This is a genomic window from Microcoleus sp. AT3-A2 (assembly GCF_036705685.1).
Classification (GTDB): Bacteria; Cyanobacteriota; Cyanobacteriia; order Cyanobacteriales; family Microcoleaceae; genus Microcoleus.
Genome location: NZ_JAUBVF010000020.1, coordinates 1 through 23,873 on the forward strand (window position 1 = coordinate 1; position 23,873 = coordinate 23,873).

Annotated in this window: 23 protein-coding genes; 12 read left to right on the forward strand and 11 right to left on the reverse strand. The window is 45.7% G+C overall.

The features are described 5' to 3' along the window. Both QUB37_RS13605 and QUB37_RS13610 read left to right on the forward strand, forming a co-directional pair. Positions 1-219 (forward strand): transposase (locus QUB37_RS13605; protein ID WP_333162738.1); only part of this gene is annotated, 219 nt, incomplete at its 5' end. Beyond that, positions 220-453: a CsbD family protein gene (locus QUB37_RS13610; protein ID WP_445300027.1), complete on the forward strand. Its 234-nt coding sequence runs from the start codon at positions 220-222 to the stop codon at positions 451-453. Between the two features lie 133 nt (positions 454-586). Here QUB37_RS13610 and QUB37_RS13615 read toward each other — a convergent pair whose 3' ends face one another. The 4 genes from QUB37_RS13615 to QUB37_RS13630 all read right to left on the reverse strand — a co-directional run bounded on the left by QUB37_RS13615 (position 587) and on the right by QUB37_RS13630 (position 5,074). Continuing rightward, positions 587-727 (reverse strand): DUF4926 domain-containing protein, encoded by a 141-nt coding sequence (locus tag QUB37_RS13615; RefSeq protein WP_333162888.1) that lies wholly within the window; start codon positions 725-727, stop codon positions 587-589. A gap of 268 nt (positions 728-995) precedes the next feature. Beyond that, positions 996-1,187: a DUF6883 domain-containing protein gene (locus QUB37_RS13620; protein ID WP_333162740.1), complete on the reverse strand. Its 192-nt coding sequence runs from the start codon at positions 1,185-1,187 to the stop codon at positions 996-998. A gap of 313 nt (positions 1,188-1,500) precedes the next feature. Beyond that, the gene (locus QUB37_RS13625; RefSeq protein ID WP_333162742.1) at positions 1,501-3,477 is read right to left on the reverse strand and encodes a calcium-binding protein; all 1,977 of its coding nucleotides are present in this window, start codon (positions 3,475-3,477) and stop codon (positions 1,501-1,503) included. A 463-nt stretch (positions 3,478-3,940) separates the two neighbouring features. Then, entirely contained in the window at positions 3,941-5,074 is a 1,134-nt protein-coding gene (locus QUB37_RS13630; protein ID WP_333162744.1) for a cob(I)yrinic acid a,c-diamide adenosyltransferase, read from the reverse strand. A 227-nt stretch (positions 5,075-5,301) separates the two neighbouring features. On the opposite strand from QUB37_RS13630, the gene fraC reads away from it, so the two are divergent. The 6 genes from fraC (at position 5,302) to QUB37_RS13660 (ending at position 10,515) form a co-directional block, all read left to right on the forward strand. After that, positions 5,302-5,820: a filament integrity protein FraC gene (gene fraC, locus QUB37_RS13635; protein WP_333162746.1), complete on the forward strand. Its 519-nt coding sequence runs from the start codon at positions 5,302-5,304 to the stop codon at positions 5,818-5,820. A gap of 5 nt (positions 5,821-5,825) precedes the next feature. Continuing rightward, the gene (locus tag QUB37_RS13640; RefSeq protein ID WP_333162748.1) at positions 5,826-6,824 is read left to right on the forward strand and encodes a DUF5357 family protein; all 999 of its coding nucleotides are present in this window, start codon (positions 5,826-5,828) and stop codon (positions 6,822-6,824) included. Positions 6,825-7,017: 193 nt separating this feature from the next. Next, complete coding sequence (locus tag QUB37_RS13645; protein WP_333162750.1) at positions 7,018-7,791, forward strand: ABC transporter permease; 774 nt, start codon at positions 7,018-7,020, stop codon at positions 7,789-7,791. A gap of 123 nt (positions 7,792-7,914) precedes the next feature. Beyond that, the gene (locus QUB37_RS13650) at positions 7,915-8,715 is read left to right on the forward strand and encodes a Uma2 family endonuclease (protein ID WP_333162752.1); all 801 of its coding nucleotides are present in this window, start codon (positions 7,915-7,917) and stop codon (positions 8,713-8,715) included. Between the two features lie 136 nt (positions 8,716-8,851). After that, positions 8,852-9,679 carry an ATP-dependent sacrificial sulfur transferase LarE gene (larE, locus tag QUB37_RS13655; protein WP_333162754.1) on the forward strand — a complete coding sequence of 276 codons (828 nt, stop codon included), beginning with the start codon at positions 8,852-8,854 and terminating at the stop codon, positions 9,677-9,679. A 101-nt stretch (positions 9,680-9,780) separates the two neighbouring features. Then, positions 9,781-10,515, forward strand: coding sequence for an SGNH/GDSL hydrolase family protein (locus QUB37_RS13660; protein ID WP_333162756.1), 735 nt, complete (start codon positions 9,781-9,783; stop codon positions 10,513-10,515). A gap of 129 nt (positions 10,516-10,644) precedes the next feature. Here the strand turns inward: QUB37_RS13660 and QUB37_RS13665 are convergent, their stop codons facing one another. Continuing rightward, positions 10,645-12,489, reverse strand: a complete 1,845-nt coding sequence (locus tag QUB37_RS13665) for a polysaccharide biosynthesis/export family protein (RefSeq protein ID WP_333162758.1) — start codon at positions 12,487-12,489, stop codon at positions 10,645-10,647. Positions 12,490-12,822: 333 nt separating this feature from the next. Between QUB37_RS13665 and QUB37_RS13670 the strand changes: the two genes are divergently transcribed. Beyond that, positions 12,823-13,512, forward strand: a complete 690-nt coding sequence (locus tag QUB37_RS13670; protein WP_333162760.1) for a class I SAM-dependent methyltransferase — start codon at positions 12,823-12,825, stop codon at positions 13,510-13,512. Between the two features lie 71 nt (positions 13,513-13,583). Here QUB37_RS13670 and QUB37_RS13675 read toward each other — a convergent pair whose 3' ends face one another. From QUB37_RS13675 to QUB37_RS13685, 3 genes are all read right to left on the reverse strand, one after another. Then, complete coding sequence (locus QUB37_RS13675; RefSeq protein ID WP_333153864.1) at positions 13,584-13,919, reverse strand: type II toxin-antitoxin system RelE/ParE family toxin; 336 nt, start codon at positions 13,917-13,919, stop codon at positions 13,584-13,586. After that, positions 13,919-14,173 carry a hypothetical protein gene (locus QUB37_RS13680; RefSeq protein WP_333162762.1) on the reverse strand — a complete coding sequence of 85 codons (255 nt, stop codon included), beginning with the start codon at positions 14,171-14,173 and terminating at the stop codon, positions 13,919-13,921. The genes QUB37_RS13675 and QUB37_RS13680 overlap by 1 nt, the downstream gene beginning before the upstream one ends. 126 nt (positions 14,174-14,299) lie before the next feature. Continuing rightward, a complete protein-coding gene (locus QUB37_RS13685) occupies positions 14,300-14,548 on the reverse strand; it encodes a hypothetical protein (protein ID WP_333162764.1) in 249 nt (82 codons plus the stop codon). 108 nt (positions 14,549-14,656) lie between these two features. On the opposite strand from QUB37_RS13685, the gene QUB37_RS13690 reads away from it, so the two are divergent. From QUB37_RS13690 to QUB37_RS13700, 3 genes are all read left to right on the forward strand, one after another. After that, positions 14,657-15,841, forward strand: a complete 1,185-nt coding sequence (locus QUB37_RS13690; RefSeq protein WP_333162765.1) for an endonuclease NucS domain-containing protein — start codon at positions 14,657-14,659, stop codon at positions 15,839-15,841. A gap of 169 nt (positions 15,842-16,010) precedes the next feature. Further along, positions 16,011-16,649, forward strand: coding sequence for a histidine phosphatase family protein (locus QUB37_RS13695; protein WP_333162767.1), 639 nt, complete (start codon positions 16,011-16,013; stop codon positions 16,647-16,649). Positions 16,650-16,794: 145 nt separating this feature from the next. Beyond that, positions 16,795-17,562 carry a YebC/PmpR family DNA-binding transcriptional regulator gene (locus QUB37_RS13700; protein WP_333162769.1) on the forward strand — a complete coding sequence of 256 codons (768 nt, stop codon included), beginning with the start codon at positions 16,795-16,797 and terminating at the stop codon, positions 17,560-17,562. Between the two features lie 9 nt (positions 17,563-17,571). Here the strand turns inward: QUB37_RS13700 and QUB37_RS13705 are convergent, their stop codons facing one another. The 3 genes from QUB37_RS13705 to QUB37_RS13715 form a co-directional block, all read right to left on the reverse strand. Then, positions 17,572-18,174, reverse strand: a complete 603-nt coding sequence (locus QUB37_RS13705; protein WP_333162771.1) for a Uma2 family endonuclease — start codon at positions 18,172-18,174, stop codon at positions 17,572-17,574. Positions 18,175-18,294: 120 nt separating this feature from the next. After that, positions 18,295-20,169: an adenylate/guanylate cyclase domain-containing protein gene (locus tag QUB37_RS13710; RefSeq protein WP_333162773.1), complete on the reverse strand. Its 1,875-nt coding sequence runs from the start codon at positions 20,167-20,169 to the stop codon at positions 18,295-18,297. A gap of 159 nt (positions 20,170-20,328) precedes the next feature. After that, positions 20,329-23,637: a PAS domain S-box protein gene (locus tag QUB37_RS13715; protein ID WP_333162775.1), complete on the reverse strand. Its 3,309-nt coding sequence runs from the start codon at positions 23,635-23,637 to the stop codon at positions 20,329-20,331. Positions 23,638-23,873 lie beyond the last annotated feature (236 nt).

Sequence of the window (23,873 nt, forward strand, 5' to 3'; positions counted from 1 at the left end):
ATGCCTAATCTAATCATAGAGTTTCTGCCCAAGTATAGCCCGGACTACAACTTAGTTGAATTGGTATGGCATTCGGCCAAGGAATATGTTGCTAATAGATTATTTGAATCCATTGAAAAACTAGAATCACTGTTAAATAAATTATTAAATGAAGGAGAACTAATTATAAAATGGAACCGAAAAGTAAAAAATAAAGGTAACTTAGTTAATGCAGTTTAGATGTTTGACAGCTTATTAGTAGTTGTAGAGTTAGAATATAAAATTATGAGCATTGAAAATAGAGTCGAAGCCACAGCGAAGAATATTGAAGGCAAAATCCAAGAAGCTGTTAGCGAAGTTACAGGCAATCAGAAAGATAAATTAGAAGGTCAAGCCAAGCAGGATGAAGCATCAGCAATTCACCTGAAAGAAGACCTCAAAGATAAAGCCAAAGAGATTGTAGACCGAGCCTAGTAACAGTATTCCCTACAAGTTTCCTGCCTACTAAATCCCGCAAACGATATGTTGGCGGGATTTTTTATAATGAGACTAAATTATTTGTATCAATATCTAGGGGCGAGTTTATAAAGATTATTCGTGGCAAAATTCATCGAGGAACTGCCCCTACAGATTCTACTAACTCATAGTGTAAAAGCATTAATTTTGTGGCTGGAATTGTTTCCATTGCATAAGTTGTGCCATCTTGATGAGAAAATTCTACCTCAAAAGCACTGCCATCAAATTCCATCACGACTGTTCATACTTGTCCTTTATATAATTTAATGATTTGTTTTGTTTCAAAATGGGTGGCTTCTAAATCTTCAGTTAAAGCAACAATATCTAGGTCTTTAATTGTTTTCATTGTTTTTACCTCACTTTTTGACGGGATAACAACTTGTTAATCTGGGGAAACTTTCACCTAAGCGGACGATCCAAGCTGCTAGAATCAGAGATTCACCTACTTCGGTTTTCAGCAAGAATTTCATGTTGTAATGTGTTCCGTATTCATTGTTTTTTTAAATAACAACATCTTCGTTGATAGCAGCTTCTTTTAAAGCCTGTTTGAGCATTTCAGCATTTTTTAGGGTAATGCCTAACTTACTGGCCAACAAAACAGCTTTATTTTTTCCTTCTTGATGATTCGGATTTAGAGAATATTCTTCTATTTTATTGCCTAAATCGGCTAGATGACCATTGGACAGTTTCACTATTAATAACTTTTTTTGAAGGACAAAATAGAATATTAGTCTGCTACGATAATCGACTGTTACTCAAATGTCAATTATATCGTCTTTGAGTTGGGTGGCTGGTTTATCAACATTATTGATGGGTGGCAAAATGGATCGGTGAATCTGCCCTTCCTTTCAATGCCCAATGCCCAATGCCCTATCCCCGATGCCCAATTCCCAATGCCCACAAAAAAGCCAGGGATGGATATCCCCAGCTCGAAACAAAGCACAATTAGTTTTGAGAGTTGGTAGGGCGATGTTTCAGAATCGACCTCACCCACTTTTACCCAAATTAAATCAGGGTAATGTCAGAAGCCGTCACGCCCGGTCTGCCATTCAGATTTGCCAGCGTAACTACTCCGCCAGCATTACCAAAACCGTTAGAGTCATATCCTAGTCGTCCAGTTTCATTTTCATAAAAGACGAACGGATCTGCTGATGAAACCACCCCGGCTGGACCAAAACTGCCGTTGTACTGCCCACTCTCAAGCCCCAAGAACGCCTTCGTAGAAAGTCGATTCGTACCTTCGAATGCCCTCAAGTTGGGGAAGCCGTTGGAGCCATTGATTTGGAAGATAAACTTGTCTTGGCCGACCGTAAAATCGCCGATTTGGTCTACGTTAGTACCATCGGCGCCCTCACCGAAGTTGTTGTAGTAGAAGCTGTCATTACCCGATCCGCCAATCAGCGTGTCAGCACCAGGCCCGCCGCCGAGAGAGTCGTTACCGTCGCCTCCGATCAAATAGTCGTTACCAAAGCCGCCCAGCAGGGTGTCGTTTCCGGCACCGGAATTTAAGGTATCGTCCCCCAATGTTGCATCGAATGAGTCGCCGAACAGGATATCATCCCCGTTACCAGTAGTGATGGAATCAGTGCCGTTGCCACCAATAATGAAGTTGCTGCCTAAGGTATCGCTTATCAAGTTTGGCGCTGTAAGACCGGTAAAGCTGACGCCACTAGCGTAGGAGATGAAGTCGTTACCCGCAACGTTGCCAATCACGCGATCGCGATTGCTGCCAAAGATGATGGTGTCACTTCCCTCGCCACCGTTCATGAGGTTGGTGACGGTGAAGCTGCTGGCAGTAGTAGGATTGGTGTAGCCAATTAACGAGTCGTTGCCCAGCCCGCCTTCGAGAGTAATCAAAGCAGTACCAGTAGCATTACCAAAAAAGGCAGCGGTAGCATTGATAGTATCGTTGCCATCTCCACCGGCTGCGTTCGTAAAGGTACCGCTCAGGCTGTCGTTGCCTTCGCCGCCAATCATTGTATCCGTCGCAAAAGCTGCAACGATCGTGTCATTGCCCACTCCGCCGTCGAGCAAGTTGCGACCCGCGAAGCCTCCAAATGAACTCTGGGCCCCTCCGCTCAAAGTTACACTCACCGTCGTTCCTGACGTGATGAAGTCGTCGCCGACACCTCCCAACGCGGTATCCTGGGTAGCAAAAACCGTGATCGTGTCGTTGCCGTCGCCACCGTCCAAGAAGTTTTTGCCGGCGGCAAACTCGGCGATACCGCCGACGAGAGAATCGTTGCCGGCACCGCCGAGCAAGGTGGTTTTCTCAACGCCAATGGTGACGAAGCGGCCTGGATCAAACTGGTTCGGCTGGCTAGTGTTGCGAATGACTAAAGTATCGTTGTCAAGGTCGCCGGACAGATAGCTGTTGCTGGCCACACCGTACAGTGTGTCGTTGCCTTTACCGCCGAACAGAGTATCTTTTTGATTGATACCTACAACGTAGTCCTCGCCAAGGTCTCCCCGCAAGTAGTTGCTACCTGCATTGCCACCGGCGCTGCCGCCGACGGGCAGACCGAGGTTGTTGCCGCCGCCGGAGATGAAGAAGCCGAGGGAGTCATTGTCCTTGCCGCCGTATAGGCTGTCTCTTCCGAGGGCGCCTCCGAGCATCGTATCAGTGCCCTCATTACCAAACATGAGGTTGCCATCTACTGTACCTTGGAGCAAGTCTTCTCCCGCACCGCCGAACAGGGTCGTATTCCGGCTTTGAGCGATTACGGTGTCACTGCCTGCATCGCCAAACATCAAAGCCCGCTCGCGCTGGGCTACTAATGAATCTTCGTCCTCGCCGCCCACCAAGGTATCGTTCGGGCCGACGGAAGTCAGAGTATCGTTATCGCCTTGGCCAAATATTAAACTGCCGCCGAGGGTAGAAGTTGTAATTAAATCCGCCCCCGCTCCAGCGAAGATTGTATCCGGGCCCAGTCCCGGAGTGTTTAAATTAGTTTGATCGGAATTGTCAGTTAACGTTGTCATAAAGCTTCACTCCTCTACTTGTTGGTCATCGCTGGTGCGACTACAGACACTGCCTAGAACACCGAATGTTTGGATTCCGCTGTAGTTTAACCTGTTTGCCAGCCGCAAGTCTAGCCTACTGGCGTTAACCCTGTCTAGACTTTCTCCCTCGCGGATTTTTTGCTTGTAAGCTTTTATATTCAAAGTCTTCACCCTTTAATAATCCTGGTGCACTGTCTCAGGTGCTCACGCTCTACAAGACGCGGCTCATATTCTTAATGTTCCATTCTGGATTGGCGGTCGGGGATCGCGTCCGGGGGAGGAAATTAAAGATTAAAAAAGGCAGATCTGGGTGATCCCGAAGACAAGGGAAATTGGGAGATTTGTTACTTGGTAACAAGGCTTTGTGGCAATTTCCGGTTTTCCAGGCAGGGCCGTCATTTAATAATTCTGGCCCGGATTGAACTCGGTACCGCTCCGGGCTTTAAAAGTCTACGCCCCGCTTTAGTTCTACGCCCCGATCGCCGTAGTGTTTGTGACAGTATACCTCGGAGTGTACGCTTGCCAAGTCAAAGTAAGCGTGGGGTTTGTGGCAGCGCCCGGTGATAATAATTTCTGTATCCCGCGGCTTGCGTAGCAGGGCTTCTACGATCGGCTCTACCGGCAGCAGTTCTAAGTCTACTGTGGGATTGAGTTCGTCGAGAATAATCGTTTTGTACCAACCGCTGGCTATCGCACATTTGGCGATTTCCCAGCCGCGTTCTGCTTCTATGCAGTCTAGCTCTTGCTGTTGCCCCCGCCAAACTATAGCATCTCGGCCGCACCGCTGGTGATCTACTAGCTGCGGGTAGCTTTGCCGCAAAGCTGCGATCGCCGCATCTTCTGTATAACCGCTGCCACCTTTGAGCCATTGCACGATTAACACCCGGTGAGATTGGTCTTGACTGATACCCCTACCTATTGCCTGCAAAGCTTTGCCCAAAGCGCTCGTAGACTTGCCTTTGCCTGCTCCAGTGTATATTTCGATACCAGAAATATGATGGTCTGCCGCTGCGGGGTGATAGTGGGGCTTCATTTCTGAGTGTAAGTCGGCAATCTCCAGCAAAGCTTCCGGGGCCGCTCGGCCTGTGGCGATGACTTCTAAATATTCTGGTTTGTTTTTGAGGGTTTGGACTACTTCGTCAACTGGCAGCAAACCCAAGTCCAATACGGGGTTTAGTTCGTCTAGTACCACGACGGAATAGAGCTCGCTGGCGATCGCTCCTTTGGCGATATCCCACCCTCGCTGAGCTTCGGCGCGATCGAAGCGGGTGATTGCTTCGGCCCCAAAATATTCGGCTCTGCCGGTTCGCACTTGGTCGATCAAGTGGGGAAATGCCCGTTGCAAGGCTTCTATTGCCCCGTCTTCGTCGTAGGAGCGGCCGGGGCCTTTGAGAAAGCGCAGCAACAAGACTCGCGTGGGCGAGTCAGAATTGATACCCAGCCCGATCGACCGCAACACTACTCCCAAAGCTGCCTGAGACTTGCCTTTACCAGCGCCGTCGTAGACGTGAATCTGACCTGCAGCGCGTTCCGACCGGGATGAGGCTGTCCGAATACCAATGCCATTCCTTACCATAATCAGCAGTTGTTTGAGTCTGTATCGGGGTGGGTATTCGATCGCGCGCCTTGAATGTTTAATTTTTCCATTCTGTTGGCGGATCTCAACAGATTATACGATAACTTCTAACCCCCAATCTTTTAAGCAGCGATTTAACGGAATCAGGTGCTAAAACCTCCGGTTAAGATTATTCCGTTTGTGCTGTACAATTAAAATTTAACACGGACTGATATACCTAAAGGCTTATGATTGCGAGTGTTTTCCCATTTCGGACTATTTTGGTGCAAATTTTAATTATGTTTTTGGCGATCGCGATCGAATCGTGGTTTTTGCAAAAACTACTTAAACTCGGCCCCAAAACCAGCATTGAATATACAGCCATCCTCAATCTCTCTTGTACTTGCGTAGGCTGGTTAGTTTTCTTCGGCATTGAAAGCGTTCTGAGCAAAGAATTGCGGGAACAGCTTATCGGTTATATTTTATTAGGACGTGTGGATAATGTTTACGCCCCAATAACTATGATAGCACTCTCAGTATTAGCAGTAACTTTTCTAGCTAAATGGCAGGGATTAGAATTCATAGAAAACATGGTTTCCGGGAATAAAAAAGCTTCCAAGCCTCAGTTTTTAGGACCACCAACCCTCACGCGTCGTCCTCCCAAAAAAACTTTTCAAGTAACTACACAGTTTGGGGGAATTTTAATCGCCCACACTGTTAGCAATCTCGTTATTTTAACCGTGTTGTTTTTGCAAAGCGTCTATTGAAATTTATGATGAAGCAATTTTTTGATGCCACTCAGCAACTCACTAAGCTGACGAACAACCTTTGGGAAACCAATAAAAAAATCCAAAAGGCGATGATTCCGCCTAAAGTTGTCCACTGGAAGACTCCTTTACTGCTCAGCATCTTTTTAGCTTTGCTGACAGTGGCGGCAGTCACTGACTGGCGGACGAGAACTCTGCTTTTTGATATGAGCTGGTTATTTTTTACACTTTCAATGGGTTTGCTGACCAGCCAGCAACCTTTTGTGATTAAAGGAGTAAGTCTGAGTCCGTGGGTGACAAGCATCTTAATTGGCTTGTGGTTACTGATAAGATTACCGTCGGATAGGAAGGAAATAGCATGGATATCCGGCCCACTTATAGCAGTAGTGGTTCTTGCTACAATAGAGATTTGGAATAGCGAGTCAAAACGGGAAGGTATCAGGTCGTTGGTGCGCCCTCAGTTTTTGATGATTACTCTAGTTCACATCCTGTTTTCCTGTTGGTTTGCTTTTCACTTTTTAATTCAAGGTTGGATACAACAGTATCCGAGCGTTTTATCTCAGGATTTAAGGCAAAGCGATTATGTGGTGACATTTCAACAGCCAACTATTAATCGCTCCCGAGGAGTTGTCATCCTCAATGAAATGGAGCGATACCTGCGAAATGAAGCCCGCACAAAACCGTGGGCGCAGGTAGAGCAAATGTTAATAGATATTGACAACGAGCGATTTTTTCTGCGGAATCAAGCCTTAAAAACAACTGGGGTCGTCGCAGAAGATGCGAGCTGGGATGTCAAAACTTCGATCGTCCAAGGAGATTCCCGCTATCAGTTAGAGATGCAGGCAACTTGGCTGGGGCTGGTTTTTAGACCGGAAATATATTCGTTTACCAAATCTTGCGAGGTGTTCAATATAGGCAATAGGGCGACTGTAACCTGCGATGCCATCAAACGCTCTCAACCCGGACAGAAAAAAGATGGAACGGCGGGGGACACTCAAGTTTGATTCTGTCTGTGTTAACTAATTGCGATCGGTATAGCGGGAGAGTGAAAGAGTCTGAGAGTGGGAGAGTCTGAGAGTCTGAGATGAAAAAAATCCTCTTTCTTCCTTCTTCCCTCTTTCTTCCTTCTTCTCTGTTCCTTCTTCCTTCTTCCTTACACTAAAGTATGGTGAAAGTTTCTAACGGGTTAATAACTAGATGAATTTGAGAAGACTCTTGACAGTCGCGACCAATGTATTTTGGGAAGTAATTCGCGATCGCATCCTTTACTTAATTATTATTTTTGCTCTGTTGATGGGCGCCTCGGTACGGTTGATACCGGAATTGGCGGCGACAACCGAAAAGAAAATTATCTTAGATATTGGTTTGGCTGCTATAAGCATTCTCGGTCTAATTGCCACAGTCTTTGTGGCTACCGGACTGGTCAACAAAGAAATTGAAAAGCGGACTGTTTATCTGTTAGTTGCTAAGCCGATAAGTCGGGCTGAGTTAATTGTGGGCAAGCACTTAGGACTGTCGGCGGTGCTGGCCGTGCTTGTAGCAGCAATGACTGTTATCTATCTGGCTATTCTGAGTTTGAGCCGCATTCCTTTCCCTTTGGGAAGCATTTTAATCGCTTCGCTGTTTATCTGGTTTGAGCTGTGTCTCATGGCCGGTGTCGGGATTTTATTTGGGGTGTTCAGCAGTTCGCTGTTGGCAACTTTACTGACATTTGGCGTTTATTTGATGGGACATTCGACGCGGGATTTAGTGGCTTTGGGCAAGTTAACTAAAAATCCTGGCCTTGAACAATTGATGATGGGACTTTATCTAGTTTTGCCTGATTTAGCCAGATTCAATTTGAGAAATGATGCTGTTTACGGACAAGTTCCTTACTTGGCAGGTTTGATTACAGATGCTGGCTACGGTTTGCTGTATGCGGTGCTGCTGTTGTCAATTGCGATCGCCATATTTTCCCGGAGGGAATTTTAAAACGCGCCTTCGCTACTTTCAAAAGTGTGAGTATATCAAATTATCACGCTAAAATATAAAGGAGGCAATCACTCAGAAATCTCGACTAAAACTAAAATTTTTATTGGTAAAAGGAGGTGACTTATGACTGCTATAATTCACAAACCGATATCACAGCTAAAAATTACCTGGCGCCTACTTCCCAATGAATTTATCCTACCAGACGACCCTGTAGACGATATAGACCATCCCTTGCTAGCTAACGGTGTACGCCAGTCTGTAGTGGATTCCCCGGAACTAATGCAAGACGCGCTAATAGTTTCTAATTTTGCTTTGTGTGCTGCTGTGGACGATCGCACTATTTGCAAAGCCCCAGACTGGATGTACGTGCAGCCAGTTCAACCTTCGCCTCACAACTATCCCCGTCGCAGTTACACGCCTCATACCGAAGGAACAGTCCCTGTTGTAGAGATGGAATTTCTATCAGCTACTTACGGCGATGAATACTCTGTCAAATACACAGAAGAAATCGGCAAGTGGTTTTTTTACGAACAAGTAATCAAAGTTCCTCGGTATGTTATTTTTCGGTCGCATACAGGCAAAATAGAAGTTTCTGCGCTAGAATCAGACCGTTATGACCATCAAAATTCTGATGAAAACGGCTGTTATTTAATACCTGGATTAAATCTATTTTTGGGAGTGTGGCAGGGAACTCGCGAAGGTAGAACAGGATATTGGCTGCGCTGGCGGACTGCGGGCGGAGAAATGCTTTTGTGGCCGGAAGAAAGGACAGAAAATGAACGCCAGCGGGCAGAAAATGAACGTCAGCGAGCCGATCGCCAACAGCAAGACAAAGAGTTAGCCGAGACGCTGCTGGAACAGGGAAGACAGCGAAATCAAGAAATTTTGGCTCGATTGGCAGCCCTCGGTATCGATCCAGAATAGCATTAGAAGTCCGATGTCCGTCGGAAAAAGGAACAGGTTCGAGGGAAAAAGGGAACCCGATCGAGATATGCTTTCTTCATCCTTCTTTCTTTAGTTTGCTTTCTTACTTCTCTGATTGTCACAAAAAGTTAAAATTATGTTAGTAGAAAAACTCGCTCAATTAAAAAATATTTTCGCACAAATGGAACGGGCTTTGATTGCCTACTCCGGCGGAATTGACAGCACTTTGGTGGCAAAAATCGCTTTTGATGTGTTGGGCGATCGCGCTTTGGCAGTGACGGCAGTTTCCCCCTCTCTACTTCCCGAAGATTTAGAAGATGCGCGCATTCAAGCAGCAGAAATTGGGATTGCCCACCAGGAAGTACAAACTCAGGAAATGGCAAATCCAAATTACACTTCTAACCCGGTTAACCGCTGCTATTTCTGCAAAAGCGAACTGCACGATACTCTGAAACCGCTAGCACTAGCAAAGGGTTATCCTTATGTGGTGGATGGGGTGAATGCTGACGATTTAAAGGATTATCGTCCCGGAATTCAGGCTGCGAAGGAACGCGGCGCGCGATCGCCTTTAGCAGAAGTAGGCATGACTAAATTTGAAGTGCGGCAATTGGCAAAAGAATTGGGTTTGCCTTGGTGGGACAAACCGGCTCAACCTTGTTTGAGTTCGCGCTTTCCTTACGGCGAAGAAATCACCGTTGGAAAGTTGCAAAGAGTGGGGCGCGCCGAACGGTATTTGCGACAGTTGGGACTGAAAAATTTGCGAGTGCGATCGGACGGAGATACAGCGCGCATTGAGTTACCAGCGGAGGAGATTCAGGAGTTTGTGGTAAATACGGATTTGCCTGCATTAGTCGCGGTGTTTCAGGAGTTTGGCTTTGTGTACGCGACTTTGGATTTGGAGGGGTTTCGCAGCGGCAAATTAAATCAGGTTTTGCAGCCGCAGTTGTTGCAGGCAAAAGGTTGATTAATAATTATCCTGAAAAGACGATCGCAATTTCGCTAAATTTGCATAAATCCTGACGGCTGGTTCAATGAATAGCATAAACTAAAGTAGCAGCAAGTTTTATGAAAGTTAAATTTAGGTTAATTTCCGTCGTGTTGGCTTTGTTATTGTCGGCGTACATCCCCTTTCGGGTGTTAGCTAACCCGCAACCTGCTGGTGATACGGTGAGCTCTGCACTATGGTGGCAAGTTGCTGTATACAATCAGGTACAACAAATTAAAGACAAGCAATATCAAGGGTGCGTGTGGGGCGATTCTATTTCCTCGGCCCTCAGCGATTCTTTGGGTGAAGAAAATTTTAATTTTGCGATCGGAGGGATGAGTTCAGTTTCGCTGCTAGAACAGCTTAAACTTGTAGTGCCGCTTCGGTTTAACTGCAAAAAAGCGATTGTGGCGATCGGTACAAATGATGCTATGTACGGCATTAGCGATGAGCAGTTTGTCAGTAATTTAAAAGAGGCGATCGCCGTGATGCGATCGATCGGAACAAAACAAATTATTCTGATTCCTGCTTTTTACTCAACTCTTGCCGCCAGCTACAATCCTAAATTTGCCGGAACAATTGCCAGAGTTGACGAAATCAATGTTCTCATCAATAAAGTAGCCGCCGACGAAAATCTGACCGTGGAATCTAGCGGTATACAAGCCTTGTTTAAAGAAAAAGCTCTGAATGAAGATTTAACAATAGACGGCGTTCACCTCAATGCTAAAGGTTTAGATATATACAGAAAAGTTTTGTTAAATATTTTGAATATTCCCTTAACAACTAGCAATTTTTATGAGATAATATGTGTTTAAATTATTACTTCAAATTCCTTGCGGACTTTAATCTTGTGTTTTGAACTCAACGACCCCAATCATTTTTTTTGCAGGGAGGACTTCAGTCCTCACTACAAACTTATAATGGTTATTTTACCTGACTAGATATCAAGGAGTAGTTGTCGTAGTTTGTGGCTGAATTTGCTGCGGCTGCTGATTTTGGAGCTGAATTTGCTGCTGCTGAATCTCAAGTTGCCGATTTTGCAGATCGATTTGTCGCTGTCTGTCTTCAAGTTGCAGTCTTCTGTCTTCTGCTTGCTGCAATCTATCTTCACGTTGTATCTCTCTTTCTAGCTGTCTGTCTTCACGTTGCTCTTGTCTGTCTTGACGTTGTTCGCGAATCTGTCTGAGCTGATTTCGCCGCTCGAAATCGCCTCCCAAAAATAAGTTTTGAAAAGCGTTGATAGTTGCTTGAAACCCAGTAAAAACGCCGCTAACAGCGCTGATCCCCGTTGCAACTCCTGTTATTGGCTGCAAAAAACTGTTGATATTGTCTCCTACCCTAGCATAGCCCGATCGCGCTACCAGAATCACATCGTCGTTGCGGAGAGTGGGGTTATTGTCAGGATTCAACGCTTGAGCAAAATCCACCTCGATCGTGCGCCGAGAAACAGTACCATTGGGGTTCAATCGCAATAGTTCTACCTTGTCTTTTTTTGCCCGCAATTGATTAAAACTGCCTGCGGTCAGCAAAGCTTGGTGCAGGGAGGTACTAGGCCGCACCTGCAAAGCGCCAGGCCTAATTACTTCTCCTACAATATTGATGCTAATCGCGTTCGGAGAAAAACTACTATTTGCGACTTGAGAAACTTCCGCTAAGTCTACAGTAGCTGCTGTCGGGATAATTACGCTATCTCCTTCTTGCAGCAAAATATCTTGAGTTGCGTCGCCTTTTTGCAGCAAATCCCACAGATTTACCATGATAGTTTGTTCGTTGCCACCTCTGACTCGGCGACGGATTTGCACGCGGCGAATGTCAGCTTCTGTCGTGATACCACCAGCAATTTTCAGTGCTCTAGTTATTGTTGGTAAGCCCACAACTGCTCCTTGCTGTTGGTCGATTGATACAAAACTCAACTCTGTTTGTTGGTTGCTCGATCGTACATCCGAAGCAAATACAGTATAAGGCCCCGGCCGGTTTACTTCCCCGACAATTACCACGCCAATCGGTTTAGTAATATCAGCGGAAAAATTAGCACTGGCTCTTTGACGAACTTCTTGGGTATTAAGGGCCCTTGCTGTCGGTACAAAAATTGTATCTCCATCTCGGATCGTGACATCTTGACGCAAATTTCCCGTGTCTAAAAAATTCTGTAAATCAACAGTAGTAACCTGCTCCGGCCCGCCTCTGCGGGAACGACGAATTTGAACATTTCGCATATCTCCTGCTGATGTCACCCCTTGTGCAAGTTGCAGCATTTCCATCAAAGTCGGGAATTTTACTCCTCCTCCTTCTCTAGTGGGATTAATCTTGTAGGAACCCGGGCGAGTAACTTCACCGGCAAGACCTATATTTAGGGGGCGAGCGACGACCAGAGTCACGGTAACAACGGGAACATTGATGAAGGGTTCGTATCGCCTGGTAATTACGTTAGCGGCTTGTTCCAGCGTCAACCCTTGAATTGAGACGCTACCAATGATTGGCAAATTGAGCGTCCCGTCAACTAACACTTGATATTCTCTGCTGAATTCAGGGACGCCGAAGATCTCTAAAGCAATGCGATCGCCCGACCCTAAAGTATAAGCTGCTTCTTGTGTCAGCGAACCAGAAGTGTCGCTCGCCGGCAAACTCGATCCCGGAGGTGGTGGAGGCGGTACTCTCGGTTGGTTTGGGTTCCTAGCGGGCGCAGGATTTCTGACGGCAGGCAACTGAGCTATACTGGGCAGCGAACTCAATAGCACCAGGAGTGCTGACAAACTCAGACTTGTAGCGGTTTGAATGGTATGTTTCATCTTTCTTTCCTGGTTGCAGCCTGCCATTGAACAAGAGCAATTTAGCTAGTGGATTTTAGTTTATTTTCCCTGCTGTCCAGTGTAGCCTCGCTTCGCTGCAAAATCCACAAGTGCAAGCATAAAAATTGTACGATCGCACTTAACTATTTTGCCCCTTTTTTGTAAAGAAAGTGTAAAGCCCGCCCACTGTTCTCAGGATTAGGATCTCGTTTGAGCAAAATTTTTCATACATAACTCGCGATACAAATCAACCCGCCACAGAAAGGGGATAGGAAAAAACCACCCTGATTTGAGGTAAAATGTTAAATAATTCTCTCTGCAGGACAAAGACAAGTGTCACTAAAATTGGATAAAGTAATTCCCTGGGGACGCTGCTTGGATGAATACATAGGAATGTTTAGCTTGACCTCAAGTGACCTCAAACTAGCAATTCTTGATTGTGCGGGCGGCCCGGCGAGTTTCAATGCCGAAATGACTCGCCAAGGTAAAAAAGTAATTTCTTGCGATCCAGTTTATCAGTTTACTGCGGTAGAAATTGGCGATCGCATCCAAGAAACATATCAAACTGTAATTGACGGTGTTAAGGCCAATTTAGACGGCTACCTGTGGAATAATTTTGAATCGCCGTACCAGCTAGGCGAAGTGCGAATGAAGGCGATGCAGGAATTTTTAGAAGATTTTCCATCAGGCTTGCAGCAAGGTCGCTACCTGAATGCTGAGCTGCCAGTTTTGCCTTTCGAGAACGGTCAATTCGATTTAGCTTTGTGCAGCCATTTCTTATTTGCTTATTCTCACCTGCTTTCCGAAGAATTTCATCTAGAAGCAATTACAGAAATGTGTCGGGTTGCAAAGGAAGTCCGGGTATTCCCTCTATTGCAGAGTTTTAGCGGAGAGGAATCCGATCACTTAAACCCGATCGTCGCCGAATTGAAAAAGAGAAATTTTAGTGTAGAAATTCAAGAGGCTCCTTATGAGTTTCAAAAAGGCGGGAATAAGATGCTGCGAGTTAGAGGGCGAATGTGATTCGCGGCTGCGGAGGGCATGGCAATTTGCGATCGCTTATTTCAAAAAAATTAGATAAGCTAAGCATAAGGTCATGCCTCATCTTGGGGTTCGCCAATCGCACGCTGGACTGCATGGCGAATGTGGATAATCCTCACCGTTGGTATGGGTTGATCGTCAAAAATAGTGAATAGTATGCGATACGTGGTTTTACCACTTCCATACAGAAGCTGGCGAATCTCTTGGCTGAAAAACGCGTTTTCACGGGCTAAAACACAACGACGCGGCATTTCTTTCAGTGAGGAAATCGCTTTAATCAAACCCTGATACCATGCTTGAGCGCGTTCGGGAGTCGTGAATTGGGAAAAGTTCAGAAACGCTGCATCAGCTTCAGATTGAGCTGTACTGGAAAAGTCAATGCGATACATTATGCTTCCAAAGAAAGTCCGTATTTCTGGTTTTGTCTATCGACAAACTCTTCCAGAGTAGAAAACTGACCCCGATCCAAGTCATCAAGTCCGCGTTGAATCCCTTCTAATGCCTCGAAGAAATCGCTTTCATCAAAGCTAAGTCCGAACGCGATAACAGCTAGGGTAACGTTGGTTATATCTTGTCCTGTACTTTCCGCCCGTTGGCGCAGCAGTGCTTCGATTTTTGGGGGTAAGGTGAGTGTAAGAGTCATAAAAGTTATGATGAATGGTTAACTTTATTGTCTAACTTTATTTTGGCATAGGTAGCCAAAACGATCGCTTCCTAAACTATCGGCTCATTGCTTAACCCGATCGCCCGAAATACCTATCTTGTTTGTCTAATAATCTTGCAATGCCCTGAGACTTTGGGCGATCGTTTCTTCTTTGCTGAGGGGTTGAAACTCGTTTACTGTGCCAATTTCTCCCCACTGATATCCCTCCGTTTCCTCGGCAATTTCTGGGATTAGGCGTTCAAAGTTGCTGAGATTACCGTTGGACTGATTCAGCCATGAAAGCACGATCGCCTTAACCGAATCGCTGGGCATGGCTTGAATTTGGGCGTGGAGTTGCTTTATAGATTGAGCCATTGGACAATACAGAGTGACTGATGTAATTTTAGCGCAGTGTCAAATAGTTGTGGACACGATAACGCACAGTTGCGGTAAAATTGGTTAAAGACTTTAAGAATTGTCAAAATGCTAAGCAGCGCCGCATTGAGGAAAACAGGGTCTGGGTGGGAATTTGCAAATGAAGAAGCCTTAGAGGATTTTGTCGAAGTTCACTTGCAGATCTTGCTCGGTTTGACAGTCATCAAGCGGCAATTCACTGTCAACGAGCAAAGATGCGATATTATAGCGGTGGACGAGAATCAACGGTTAGTTGTGCTGGAGTTGAAAAACGGCGAAGATAGATATGTCGTTCAGCAGTTAACCCGTTATTACGATGCTTTGTTGGAACACAAACCTTTTGGCGATCGCGTGGATTACGCTCAACCCGTTCGATTAATAGCAATTGCGCCCAAATTTCACAGGGATAATTTTACAGACAGAAAGTATCACGGGCTATTTTTTCAGTTTTTGCAATTTGCGATCGTTCCTGACGGGGAAAAATTATATTTACACTTTAAAGATGTAGATGCCGAACATATTGCACGAGTAGAGATTACATATCGAGAAAGAGAAAGCACAGAGAACATACCCAGTCCACCCAAAGCACTGTTGAAACTTTTGAGTAATTGCGATCTTAGTCAACAGCAAGAAATATTAAAAACTAGGCAGAAACTACTCTGTTTTGATAAGCGGATGGAAGAAGTTGTGTCGGCTGGGAGTATCAAGTATGGAAAGGGAAACAGTAAAAATAGTAAATTCTGTGCTGAGTTATGTTCGGATAGCAAAGGAACTATAATCTTATTTCTATGGGTGCCATTAAAAGGCCTGACAAGTAACACTATTGGCAGAGCAAGAATTTGGACAAATTGGAATGACAAGGCATTGATCGAAGGTTATGTTAAAAGTGGAGTGGGCAGACAAATATCAGCGACAAAAAAAACTATCATATATCGCGGCTGGAAAATGAGTGCTATTTTAAATCCCGATAACTATAAAAATAATGAATACGAAAGGCAGAATATTTATGAAAAAATCAAGCAAAGTAATATTGATACTGCTTGGCAAGCCTATAAAAAAATTATTGATTCCCAGTTGGCAACATATGAAGAAGTGAGATGTATAGAAGAATATATATCAGAAACAGAGATAAACCGAGTAGTTCATGGAGTAAATAATTTTTATTATTCAAAATTTAAAGAACTTACTTTGCCATATCACTCTCTCGACTCATTGATAAATTTATCCTTGGATAAGTGGCTATCAAAAATTTAATGAAAGCTAAAGCGATCGCACCCCATCACCCCTTACCCAATCCACCATCCATCTGCGTCTATCTGCGTACATCTGCGGTTAAAAAAAATCTCATCAATAGCTTCGCAAGAAATCAAATTAACAAACTTTGATATAATATTACACCTAGAAGCCAAACTCAAACCAACTCATGCCACAAACAGTCTGGATCGCACGACACGGAAACCGCATCGACTTCGTTAACCCCGACTGGTTTATCACCGCAGAACACCGCTACGATCCCCACCTTTCCGAAGACGGTCACGTTCAAGCTAAACAACTCGCCAATCGCCTCAAAGGTGAAGGAATTTCTCATATTTTTGCTTCCCCTTTTCTGCGAACAGTCCAAACAGCAAATCACGCGGCAGAAGCTCTCGATTTGTCAATTAAACTAGAGTGGGGACTGTGCGAATGGCTGAATCCGGAATGGATGACAGAAATGCCGGAAACAGAGTCAGTCGAAGCTTTGTGCAGGCGTTTTCCCAGGATTGATGCTTCCTACAAAGGCGGTATTGCTAATTATCCCGAAACTGGGGAAGCTTGTCTCAAAAGGGCGGGGGAAACTGCTAAACGCCTCGCGACTGAGTTTCCAGAAGATATGCTATTGGTAGGTCACGGTGCGTCGGTTTTAGGAACTGCGATCGGGCTGGCGGGCTGTGCAGAAACGGAAATTAACGCTTCTTTATGCTGTTTGGTGAAAGTGGTGCGGGGTGAGGGAGAATGGTCGATCGCACTTAATGGCGATACTTCTCACCTGACTGACTCTGAAGCCGTGATCCGGTTTAATTAAAGTTGAGATTCGTGCGAAAAATCGCATTTTATGCTATGTGTGTAAGGTGCGCCGAGGTGCACCCTACGTTAATCTGATTAGTCCGAATCTGGGTGTTATTGTTTAATCTTGATCGCACATTTTAAATCGAAAAGCTTAAATAGGTATGGCAGGACACAGTAAGTGGGCGAATATTAAACGCCAAAAAGCTAGAGTTGATGCCGTTAAAGGCAAGGTTTTTGCTAGAATATCTCGCGAAATTATTGTCGCGGCCCGCAGCGGAGTTCCCGATCCCGCTGGCAATTTTCAACTGCGGACGGCTATTGAAAAAGCCAAGGCGGCGGATATTCCTAATGAAAACATAGAAAGGGCGATCGCCAAAGGTGCGGGCTTGGCGGGGGGAAGTTCGGAATTAGAAGCTATTCGCTACGAAGGTTACGGCGTTGGCGGGGTTGCTATTCTGATTGAAGCGCTGACAGACAACCGCAACCGCACAGCGGCTGACTTGCGAGAAGCTTTTACTAAAAATGGCGGAAACTTGGGCGAAACAGGTTGTGTGGGCTGGATGTTTGACCACAAAGGAGTTTGTACGGTACGCGGCCCGATTGATGAGGAACAATTGTTTGAAGCGTCGCTAGAGGCGGCTGCGGAATCTTATGATTTGATATTAATTGATGAGGATACTGAAGGTGCAGAGGTATTTACAAGCGTGGCTAATTTGGAACAGTTGGCTGATGTTTTGAAACAAAAAAGTTTTGCAGTTTTGCAGTCGGAAACTCGCTGGATTCCCAGCAATACAGTGGAAATAGACACTCCTGAAAAAGCTCGATCGCTCCTGAAGTTAATGGATGCACTGGAAGATTTGGACGATGTGCAAAGCGTGACGGCGAATTTTGAAATGACTGATGAATTGATGTCTTTGAGTATGGTTTAACAATCTAAATCACCAGATTTTTGCCATCCGCAAGACAAATCCCGGTAACTCTGGATCGGCGCTGACTGTTTCAGGATTATCCAAGATTTCAGGTTCGCAATCGGGACGGTAGATGTAGACTTTTCTGTTTTTGGGATCGAGCAAAAAGCCGAGCGATACACCATTCTCAATATATTCTTGCATCTTGTTTTGCAATCCCTTGAGAGTGTCACTAGCAGACCGCAATTCAATCACAAAGTCTGGACAAATCGGTGCGAATGAGGCTTTTTGTTCTTCAGTTAAGGCATTCCAGCGCTCTAGTTTAATCCATGAGGCATCGGGAGAGCGGGTTGCTCCATTCGGCAAGGTAAAGCCTGCACTGGAGTCAAACGTTTCACCTGTGCCATCTTCTTCTGCCCAGTTCCCCAATTGTAGGGCAATCTTACCGTTTCGATTCCCTGTATCTGAAAAGGCGGGTGACATAATGATAACTTCCCCACTGGCAGTACGCTCAATTCTCAAATCGCGATTAACCAGACAGAATTCATAAAACTGTTCAACAGTCATCGATTGGATCGCAGGGAAATTGACTGTCATTGGGACGCTTTGGGTTTGAATTAGCAGCGTCGTCATGGTTTTTCCTCAGTTAGTGTAGGGGTGATAGAATACCTTGAGCTTAGACTATTTTAGCTTTGCGATCGAAAGTCTTAGTCGATCGCGGATTCGGAGGCTTGTATCCGTTTTTGGGCTAGGTCAATAATCTTTTTTCCCAGTCAGCAAATAAGTAACCATGTATCCCTTGCCCTTAACTTGAATAGCGCCGCGCTTCTGAAAAGTATATTTATCTTTTAATATCTCGTAGGTTTCGGCGGTGACTTGAATGCAGCCGGTAATCCCGTGGGATTCCATTCGCGAAGCAATATTTACTGTGTCGCCCCAGAGGTCGTAAATAAACTTTTTTAATCCGATAACGCCGGCAACGACAGGGCCACTGCTAATCCCGATCCGAATGCTGAAAGGTTCCGAATGTTCTAAACTCAGCAGCCTAATTTCGTGCAGCATATCGATCGCCATGTTCGCAACCGCCTCGGCGTGATCCTCTCTGGCTGTAGGCAAACCGCCGACAACCATGTAAGCGTCACCAATCGTCTTAATTTTCTCCAAACCGTGGCGATCGGCCAAGTGGTCAAAAGCCGAAAAAATATCGTTGAGCACTTCCACCACCGCCGTCGCTGAAATTCTCGACGAAAGCTCTGTAAACCCCACAATGTCGGCAAACATCACAGTTACTTCCGCAAAACTTTCGGCGATATTGTGTTCATTGTCCTTCAAACGCAGGGCGATCGCAGCAGGCAAAACGTTCAGCAGCAGTTGCTCGGATTTAGCTTGTTCGAGTTCCAATTGTAGGTAAGCAGCCTGCAACTGTTCGGCTTGGCGAATTCTTTCTCGGGCTAGCTTTTCGATTTGGGCGGTGCGGCTCAAAGATGTCAGCATATATGTCACCGGAATCAGAGTCCACAGCATCCCCATCGTCAGAGTTCCCCAAGAGCGCCAGTGCTTGCGAAGCCTGCGAATTTCCGGTGTTGCTGACACGTACATAGACCACTGGCGGCCGCTAATTTTCAGCCGCCTTCTGCAAGCTGTATAGTTCGGGCCTGGATTGTCAAGAATCGGGCAGTTTTGCATCAGGGATCGGTCAGCAGTGGCTGATGCTGGAAGCACTTGTTGGCTCGCGGATTGGAACTGCACCGCAAATTGCTGAATTTGCCTCTCAGCAGGGAGATTTTTGAGAACCTGGTTGGCCCTTTGCGGTAACAGTGGCGCTGCTTGTGGCTTGTCTGGAGCCTCGCTAACGAGATAAATATTGAGGTAGTCGGTATTGCGTCCTTTTAAAGAGGTTTGGAAAATATCTTTGCCTCGAAATACGCCCAGAACAAATCCTTGTAGCAATTGGCGACGGGATTCCAGGGTAGTCGGGTTACTGCTGTTTTCGTAAATCGGAACTATTGCCAAAAGACCCTGTTCCGGGGAAGTGCCCTGAGTTAAGCCGATGTAGTTGGTGACAATCATTTCTCCTGTATCGCGCCCTCGATCGAGCGCGGCGCGGATTTCTGGGTGGGAGGCGAGGTCAAAGCCTAATACTGTCTCGTTTCCGGCTGGTGGTTCGACGTAGAAAGCCGGGAAGTATTCGGAACGCTGGAGGGCCTTGCGGAGTTCTCCTCGCGGGCCGCGTTCTGTAATCTCGAAGCTGGGTTCTGTTTCGGTTCTAGCTTTGGTTTCGTAGTTGCGCCGCTGCGAATTGGGGACGCGGGGGGCCCAAGCCAGGAGTTGCAGGCTGGGGTGGACGGATAGGGGACGGGTGACAAACCTCGCAAAAGAGGAACGCTCGACGGCGCTGAAGGCTTTCATGTAGTCGCTGAGGGCGAGAACAGTATCTAAGTCGGAGTTGAGCTGGCGTTCGATGCCGATCGAAATATCGTCGATGCGGCGGTGCATTTCGTAGTCGCGGCGCTTGTCTTCCCAGTCCCAAACCAAGGCGAATGCCAGGGCCGACAGCCCGACACCCAAAGCCAGCGTCAACCCGGCTGGAATGTAGCGAGACCAGGATAAAGGTAGTTTTTTCAGCATAATTGCCTAGCGAATAAGGGCAGCAGATTAGCACACCGCTGAGTGCGATTTGTTCCGGTCTCTGAGTGCGGTTAATTCAAAACCCTGATAACTCAAGCACCGACGGCAATTGGGAATTAAAAGTTAGATATTTAAACTTTTAGATTAATGGACGATCGCTCAGCAGGGGATTTCAATCCAGAATTCCGCTCCCTGTCCGGGCGCTGAGATGCACTGCAGGCTTCCCTTATGTTTTTCTACCACAATCTGATGGCTGATGGATAATCCTAAGCCGGTTCCAGCCCCTACGGGCTTGGTGGTGAAGAACGGGTCAAATAGCCGCTTGCGAACCTCTTCGCTCATTCCCGGGCCACTGTCGGCGATGCAAATTACAATGCGATCGCAATCACTGAGCTGGTTTTTACTGTGGCTTTTCAACCCAGCTTTTTTCATGAGGGTGCGAATCACGATCGTCCGAGGTTCCGGTTGGTTTTCGAGAGCATCGATCGCATTGCTGATAATATTTAGAAATACCTGGTTCAACTGACCCGCACAACAGTAAATTTTGGATGTTTTTCCGTATTCTTTAATAATTTCAATCCCACTTTTTATACTTGCCTGATGCAATCTGTGCTGCAAAATTAATAGTGTACTGTCAATCCCTTCATGAACGTCTACCAACTTCATTTCTGATTCATCCAGTCGCGAAAAGTTCCGCAGCGACAACACAATATTACTGATTCTTTCTACTCCTACTCTCATGGAATTAAGCATTTTTGGCAAGTCTTCCTTGAGAAAGTCTAACTCTAAGTCCTTAACTTTTTCAGAAATCTGAGGTACTGGGGACGGATAGCATTCCTGGTAGAGACTTAACAGTTCAATTAAATCGTGAAAATAGTTGTAGGTATGAGAAATATTGCCGTTAATAAAAGTTGCCGGATTGTTGATTTCGTGGGCAATCCCAGCCACCATCTGACCGAGACTCGACATTTTTTCGGATTGAACTAATTGGATTTGAGCGTTTTGTAGTTGTTCGTAAGCTTCTTGCAATTGGGCGGCTTGTTTTCTTAATTGAGATTCAGAAGCTTGGAGTGCGGCGGCGGAAATTTTGCGATTGGTTATATTTTCAATCATCCCTAAGTTGTAAATAGGTTGTCCTTCACCGTCTCGAATCAAAGTAGCTGTCACGTTTACCCAAACAATTTTACCTGTAGCGGTAATCTGGCGGAGTTCAATTTGATAGTGAGTAATTTCTCCCCGCTTAAGAGAATCAGCAACTTGGAGATTTTTGGGTGAATCTTCGGGATGCCCAAGTTCAATAGATGTTTGGGCGAGCAATTCTGCTGCAGTATATCCCAGCATTTCGCAGTAAGTTTTATTGACTCGTACTAACTTGTTATCGTCTAAATTAGCTAAGTAGATAGCGATGGGTGCATCTTCAAAAATTGTGCGAAATAGTTCCTCGCTGGCCCGGACTTTAGCTGTTAGGAAAAGCCTATCTGTGATATCTTCAAACGTAGACAAAATGCCGACAACATTGCCTGAATTGTCGTGTAAAGGTATTTTATTTGTATCCAGATAGCGCTGGGTGCCATCGGCTTGCATTTTGAATTCTATGATGTGATATTCAGGGGTGTTGGTTGTCATGATGCGGCGGTCGCAGGATCGAAAAAATTCTGTTTCTTCCGGCTTCCAGGGCATATCGAAGTCGGTGAGACCAGCGATGTCACTGGGGTGATTGAAACCTGCGACTTTGGCAAAGTTTTTGTTGCCTCCCAAGTAAACTAAATCTCGATCTTTCCAGGCAATTAACTGAGGAATGTTATTGATTACTAACCACAGCATTTTTTGGGATGTTTCCAAGGCTTCCGTGCGTTCTAGGACGCGCTTTTCTAGTTCTTGATTGGCTTGTTGCAGGGCGATTTTTGACTCGCTGAGGGCGATTTCTGCTAGCTTGCGATCGCTGATGTCGATTGTCACCCCTTCCCACAGTATATCGCCCCCAGGCTGCGCTTCGGGGCGGGCGATGCCGCGAATCCATTTCAGTTTTCCCGATCCGGTTACGATCCGCCCTTCATATATCCAAGGTTTTAAAGTTTTCCCGGAAATTGTGATTGATTCTAACATGGGTTTTAGGTCTTCTGGATGCACCATTGACCACATTAAACCGGAGTTTTCTTGAATTTTTTCTGGCTCTAATTCGTAGAGTTCCCAACAGCCTGAACTTACATAAATGAATTCATCGGAACCGTCGGGATGCAGCAAGTATTGATAAATCATTCCCGGCACGTTGGCGGCCATTTTTTGGAATCTGGCTTCGCTTTGGATCAGTGCTGATTCTGCAAGTTTGCGATCGCTAATGTCAATCAACACGCCGTCCCAAATAATGTCACCTTTTTCGCCCTGTTCTGGCCGGGAAGCTCCGCTAATCCACTTAATCCGATCGCCCGGAAAAACAAATCTGCCTTCCCACCGCCAAGGCTCTAAAGTTTTAGCTGAGATACCAACAGATTCCTGGAAGCTTGGCGCATCGTCTGGATGAATCATTTCGATCGCGGGAATAGCTGAGTTTTGGAGTACATCTGGCTCTAATTCCCAGAGTTCCCGGCAGCCGGAACTGACGTAGGGGAATGACATAGTGCCGTCTGCTGCTAACTGAAATTGATAAATCATCCCAGGAACGTTGGCGGCTAGTTTTTGAAACCTAGCTTCGCTTTGCCGTAGTGCGGTCTCTACTTCTACGCGATCGGTAATATCGTGAAATGCCGATAAAATTGCGGCTTCGCCATTAAAATTAATCGCTCGCATCGACATTTTTACCCAAAAAAAACTGCCATTTCCTTTCTTGAGGCAGATTTCTTCGCTGTCGCTAAAGCCGTTTTGTTTGACTAATCCTATCAATTGACGGCGGTCATTGATATTGGCATAAAGTGCAATTTTTTTGCGCCCGATAAGTTGTTCATGACTCAAACCTAAACTTGCTCCGAGGGCAGGATTTGCATACAAAATAACGCTATCTTCTATGCGCGTAATTGACATAGGAATGGGAGTCACAGTGGCGATCGCCCGCAATCTTTCTTCGCTTTCTTCCCTCGCTGTTTCGGCGGCTACTCTTTTGCTAATATCGTTCTGAACTCCGATAAAATGAGTTAATTTTCCCTCATTGTCTAAGATGGGGGAAACCATTAATTCATTCCAAAAAGGAGTTTTATCCTTGCGGTAATTTTTGAGAACTACCTGAATTTCCGTTCCCGATCGTAAACTGCTGCGAAGTTTGTCTAATTCGGCCTGATCGGTATCGGGGCCCTGCAAAAACCGGCAGTTGCGTCCAATAACTTCTTGGGCACTGTAACCGGTCAGTTTCTCAAAAGCAGGATTGCAGTAGATAATAGGTATGTCAGGCCTGCGAGCATCGGCGATGAGGATGCTGTTGCTCGACGCTGCGATCGCCCGCTCTAGGAGAGACAGGTTGAAAGAGTCTGTTGTCATCTGTAGCAATATTCACGCTCCTGCGGAGCGGACAGAAGAATAAAAAATTCTACACACCTTAAGCTATTCTTATTCTATAATCTTATTTTTAATTTAGCTTTGTTAACAAAGTCAGCAGCCCAAAAAAGTCGGCGAGGGAGACGACTAATACCATTTTAGATGTTAGATTTTGGATTGGCAATGACTGATTCCATCATGGTTTGGATGATGGGTGTACAGTTGCTTCTTTTGGGAAA

What these genes read in the sequence shown, in the direction of transcription:
- QUB37_RS13610 (WP_445300027.1), top strand. Translation starts at nt 220, where the DNA reads ATGTTTGACAGCTTATTAGTAGTTGTAGAGTTAGAATATAAAATTATG.
- QUB37_RS13615 (WP_333162888.1), bottom strand. Translation starts at nt 727, where the DNA reads ATGGAATTTGATGGCAGTGCTTTTGAGGTAGAATTTTCTCATCAAGAT.
- QUB37_RS13625 (WP_333162742.1), bottom strand. Translation starts at nt 3,477, where the DNA reads ATGACAACGTTAACTGACAATTCCGATCAAACTAATTTAAACACTCCG.
- QUB37_RS13630 (WP_333162744.1), bottom strand. Translation starts at nt 5,074, where the DNA reads ATGGTAAGGAATGGCATTGGTATTCGGACAGCCTCATCCCGGTCGGAA.
- fraC (WP_333162746.1), top strand. Translation starts at nt 5,302, where the DNA reads ATGATTGCGAGTGTTTTCCCATTTCGGACTATTTTGGTGCAAATTTTA.
- QUB37_RS13640 (WP_333162748.1), top strand. Translation starts at nt 5,826, where the DNA reads ATGATGAAGCAATTTTTTGATGCCACTCAGCAACTCACTAAGCTGACG.
- QUB37_RS13645 (WP_333162750.1), top strand. Translation starts at nt 7,018, where the DNA reads ATGAATTTGAGAAGACTCTTGACAGTCGCGACCAATGTATTTTGGGAA.
- QUB37_RS13650 (WP_333162752.1), top strand. Translation starts at nt 7,915, where the DNA reads ATGACTGCTATAATTCACAAACCGATATCACAGCTAAAAATTACCTGG.
- larE (WP_333162754.1), top strand. Translation starts at nt 8,852, where the DNA reads ATGTTAGTAGAAAAACTCGCTCAATTAAAAAATATTTTCGCACAAATG.
- QUB37_RS13660 (WP_333162756.1), top strand. Translation starts at nt 9,781, where the DNA reads ATGAAAGTTAAATTTAGGTTAATTTCCGTCGTGTTGGCTTTGTTATTG.
- QUB37_RS13665 (WP_333162758.1), bottom strand. Translation starts at nt 12,489, where the DNA reads ATGAAACATACCATTCAAACCGCTACAAGTCTGAGTTTGTCAGCACTC.
- QUB37_RS13675 (WP_333153864.1), bottom strand. Translation starts at nt 13,919, where the DNA reads ATGTATCGCATTGACTTTTCCAGTACAGCTCAATCTGAAGCTGATGCA.
- QUB37_RS13680 (WP_333162762.1), bottom strand. Translation starts at nt 14,173, where the DNA reads ATGACTCTTACACTCACCTTACCCCCAAAAATCGAAGCACTGCTGCGC.
- QUB37_RS13685 (WP_333162764.1), bottom strand. Translation starts at nt 14,548, where the DNA reads ATGGCTCAATCTATAAAGCAACTCCACGCCCAAATTCAAGCCATGCCC.
- QUB37_RS13690 (WP_333162765.1), top strand. Translation starts at nt 14,657, where the DNA reads ATGCTAAGCAGCGCCGCATTGAGGAAAACAGGGTCTGGGTGGGAATTT.
- QUB37_RS13695 (WP_333162767.1), top strand. Translation starts at nt 16,011, where the DNA reads ATGCCACAAACAGTCTGGATCGCACGACACGGAAACCGCATCGACTTC.
- QUB37_RS13700 (WP_333162769.1), top strand. Translation starts at nt 16,795, where the DNA reads ATGGCAGGACACAGTAAGTGGGCGAATATTAAACGCCAAAAAGCTAGA.
- QUB37_RS13705 (WP_333162771.1), bottom strand. Translation starts at nt 18,174, where the DNA reads ATGACGACGCTGCTAATTCAAACCCAAAGCGTCCCAATGACAGTCAAT.
- QUB37_RS13710 (WP_333162773.1), bottom strand. Translation starts at nt 20,169, where the DNA reads ATGCTGAAAAAACTACCTTTATCCTGGTCTCGCTACATTCCAGCCGGG.
- QUB37_RS13715 (WP_333162775.1), bottom strand. Translation starts at nt 23,637, where the DNA reads ATGACAACAGACTCTTTCAACCTGTCTCTCCTAGAGCGGGCGATCGCA.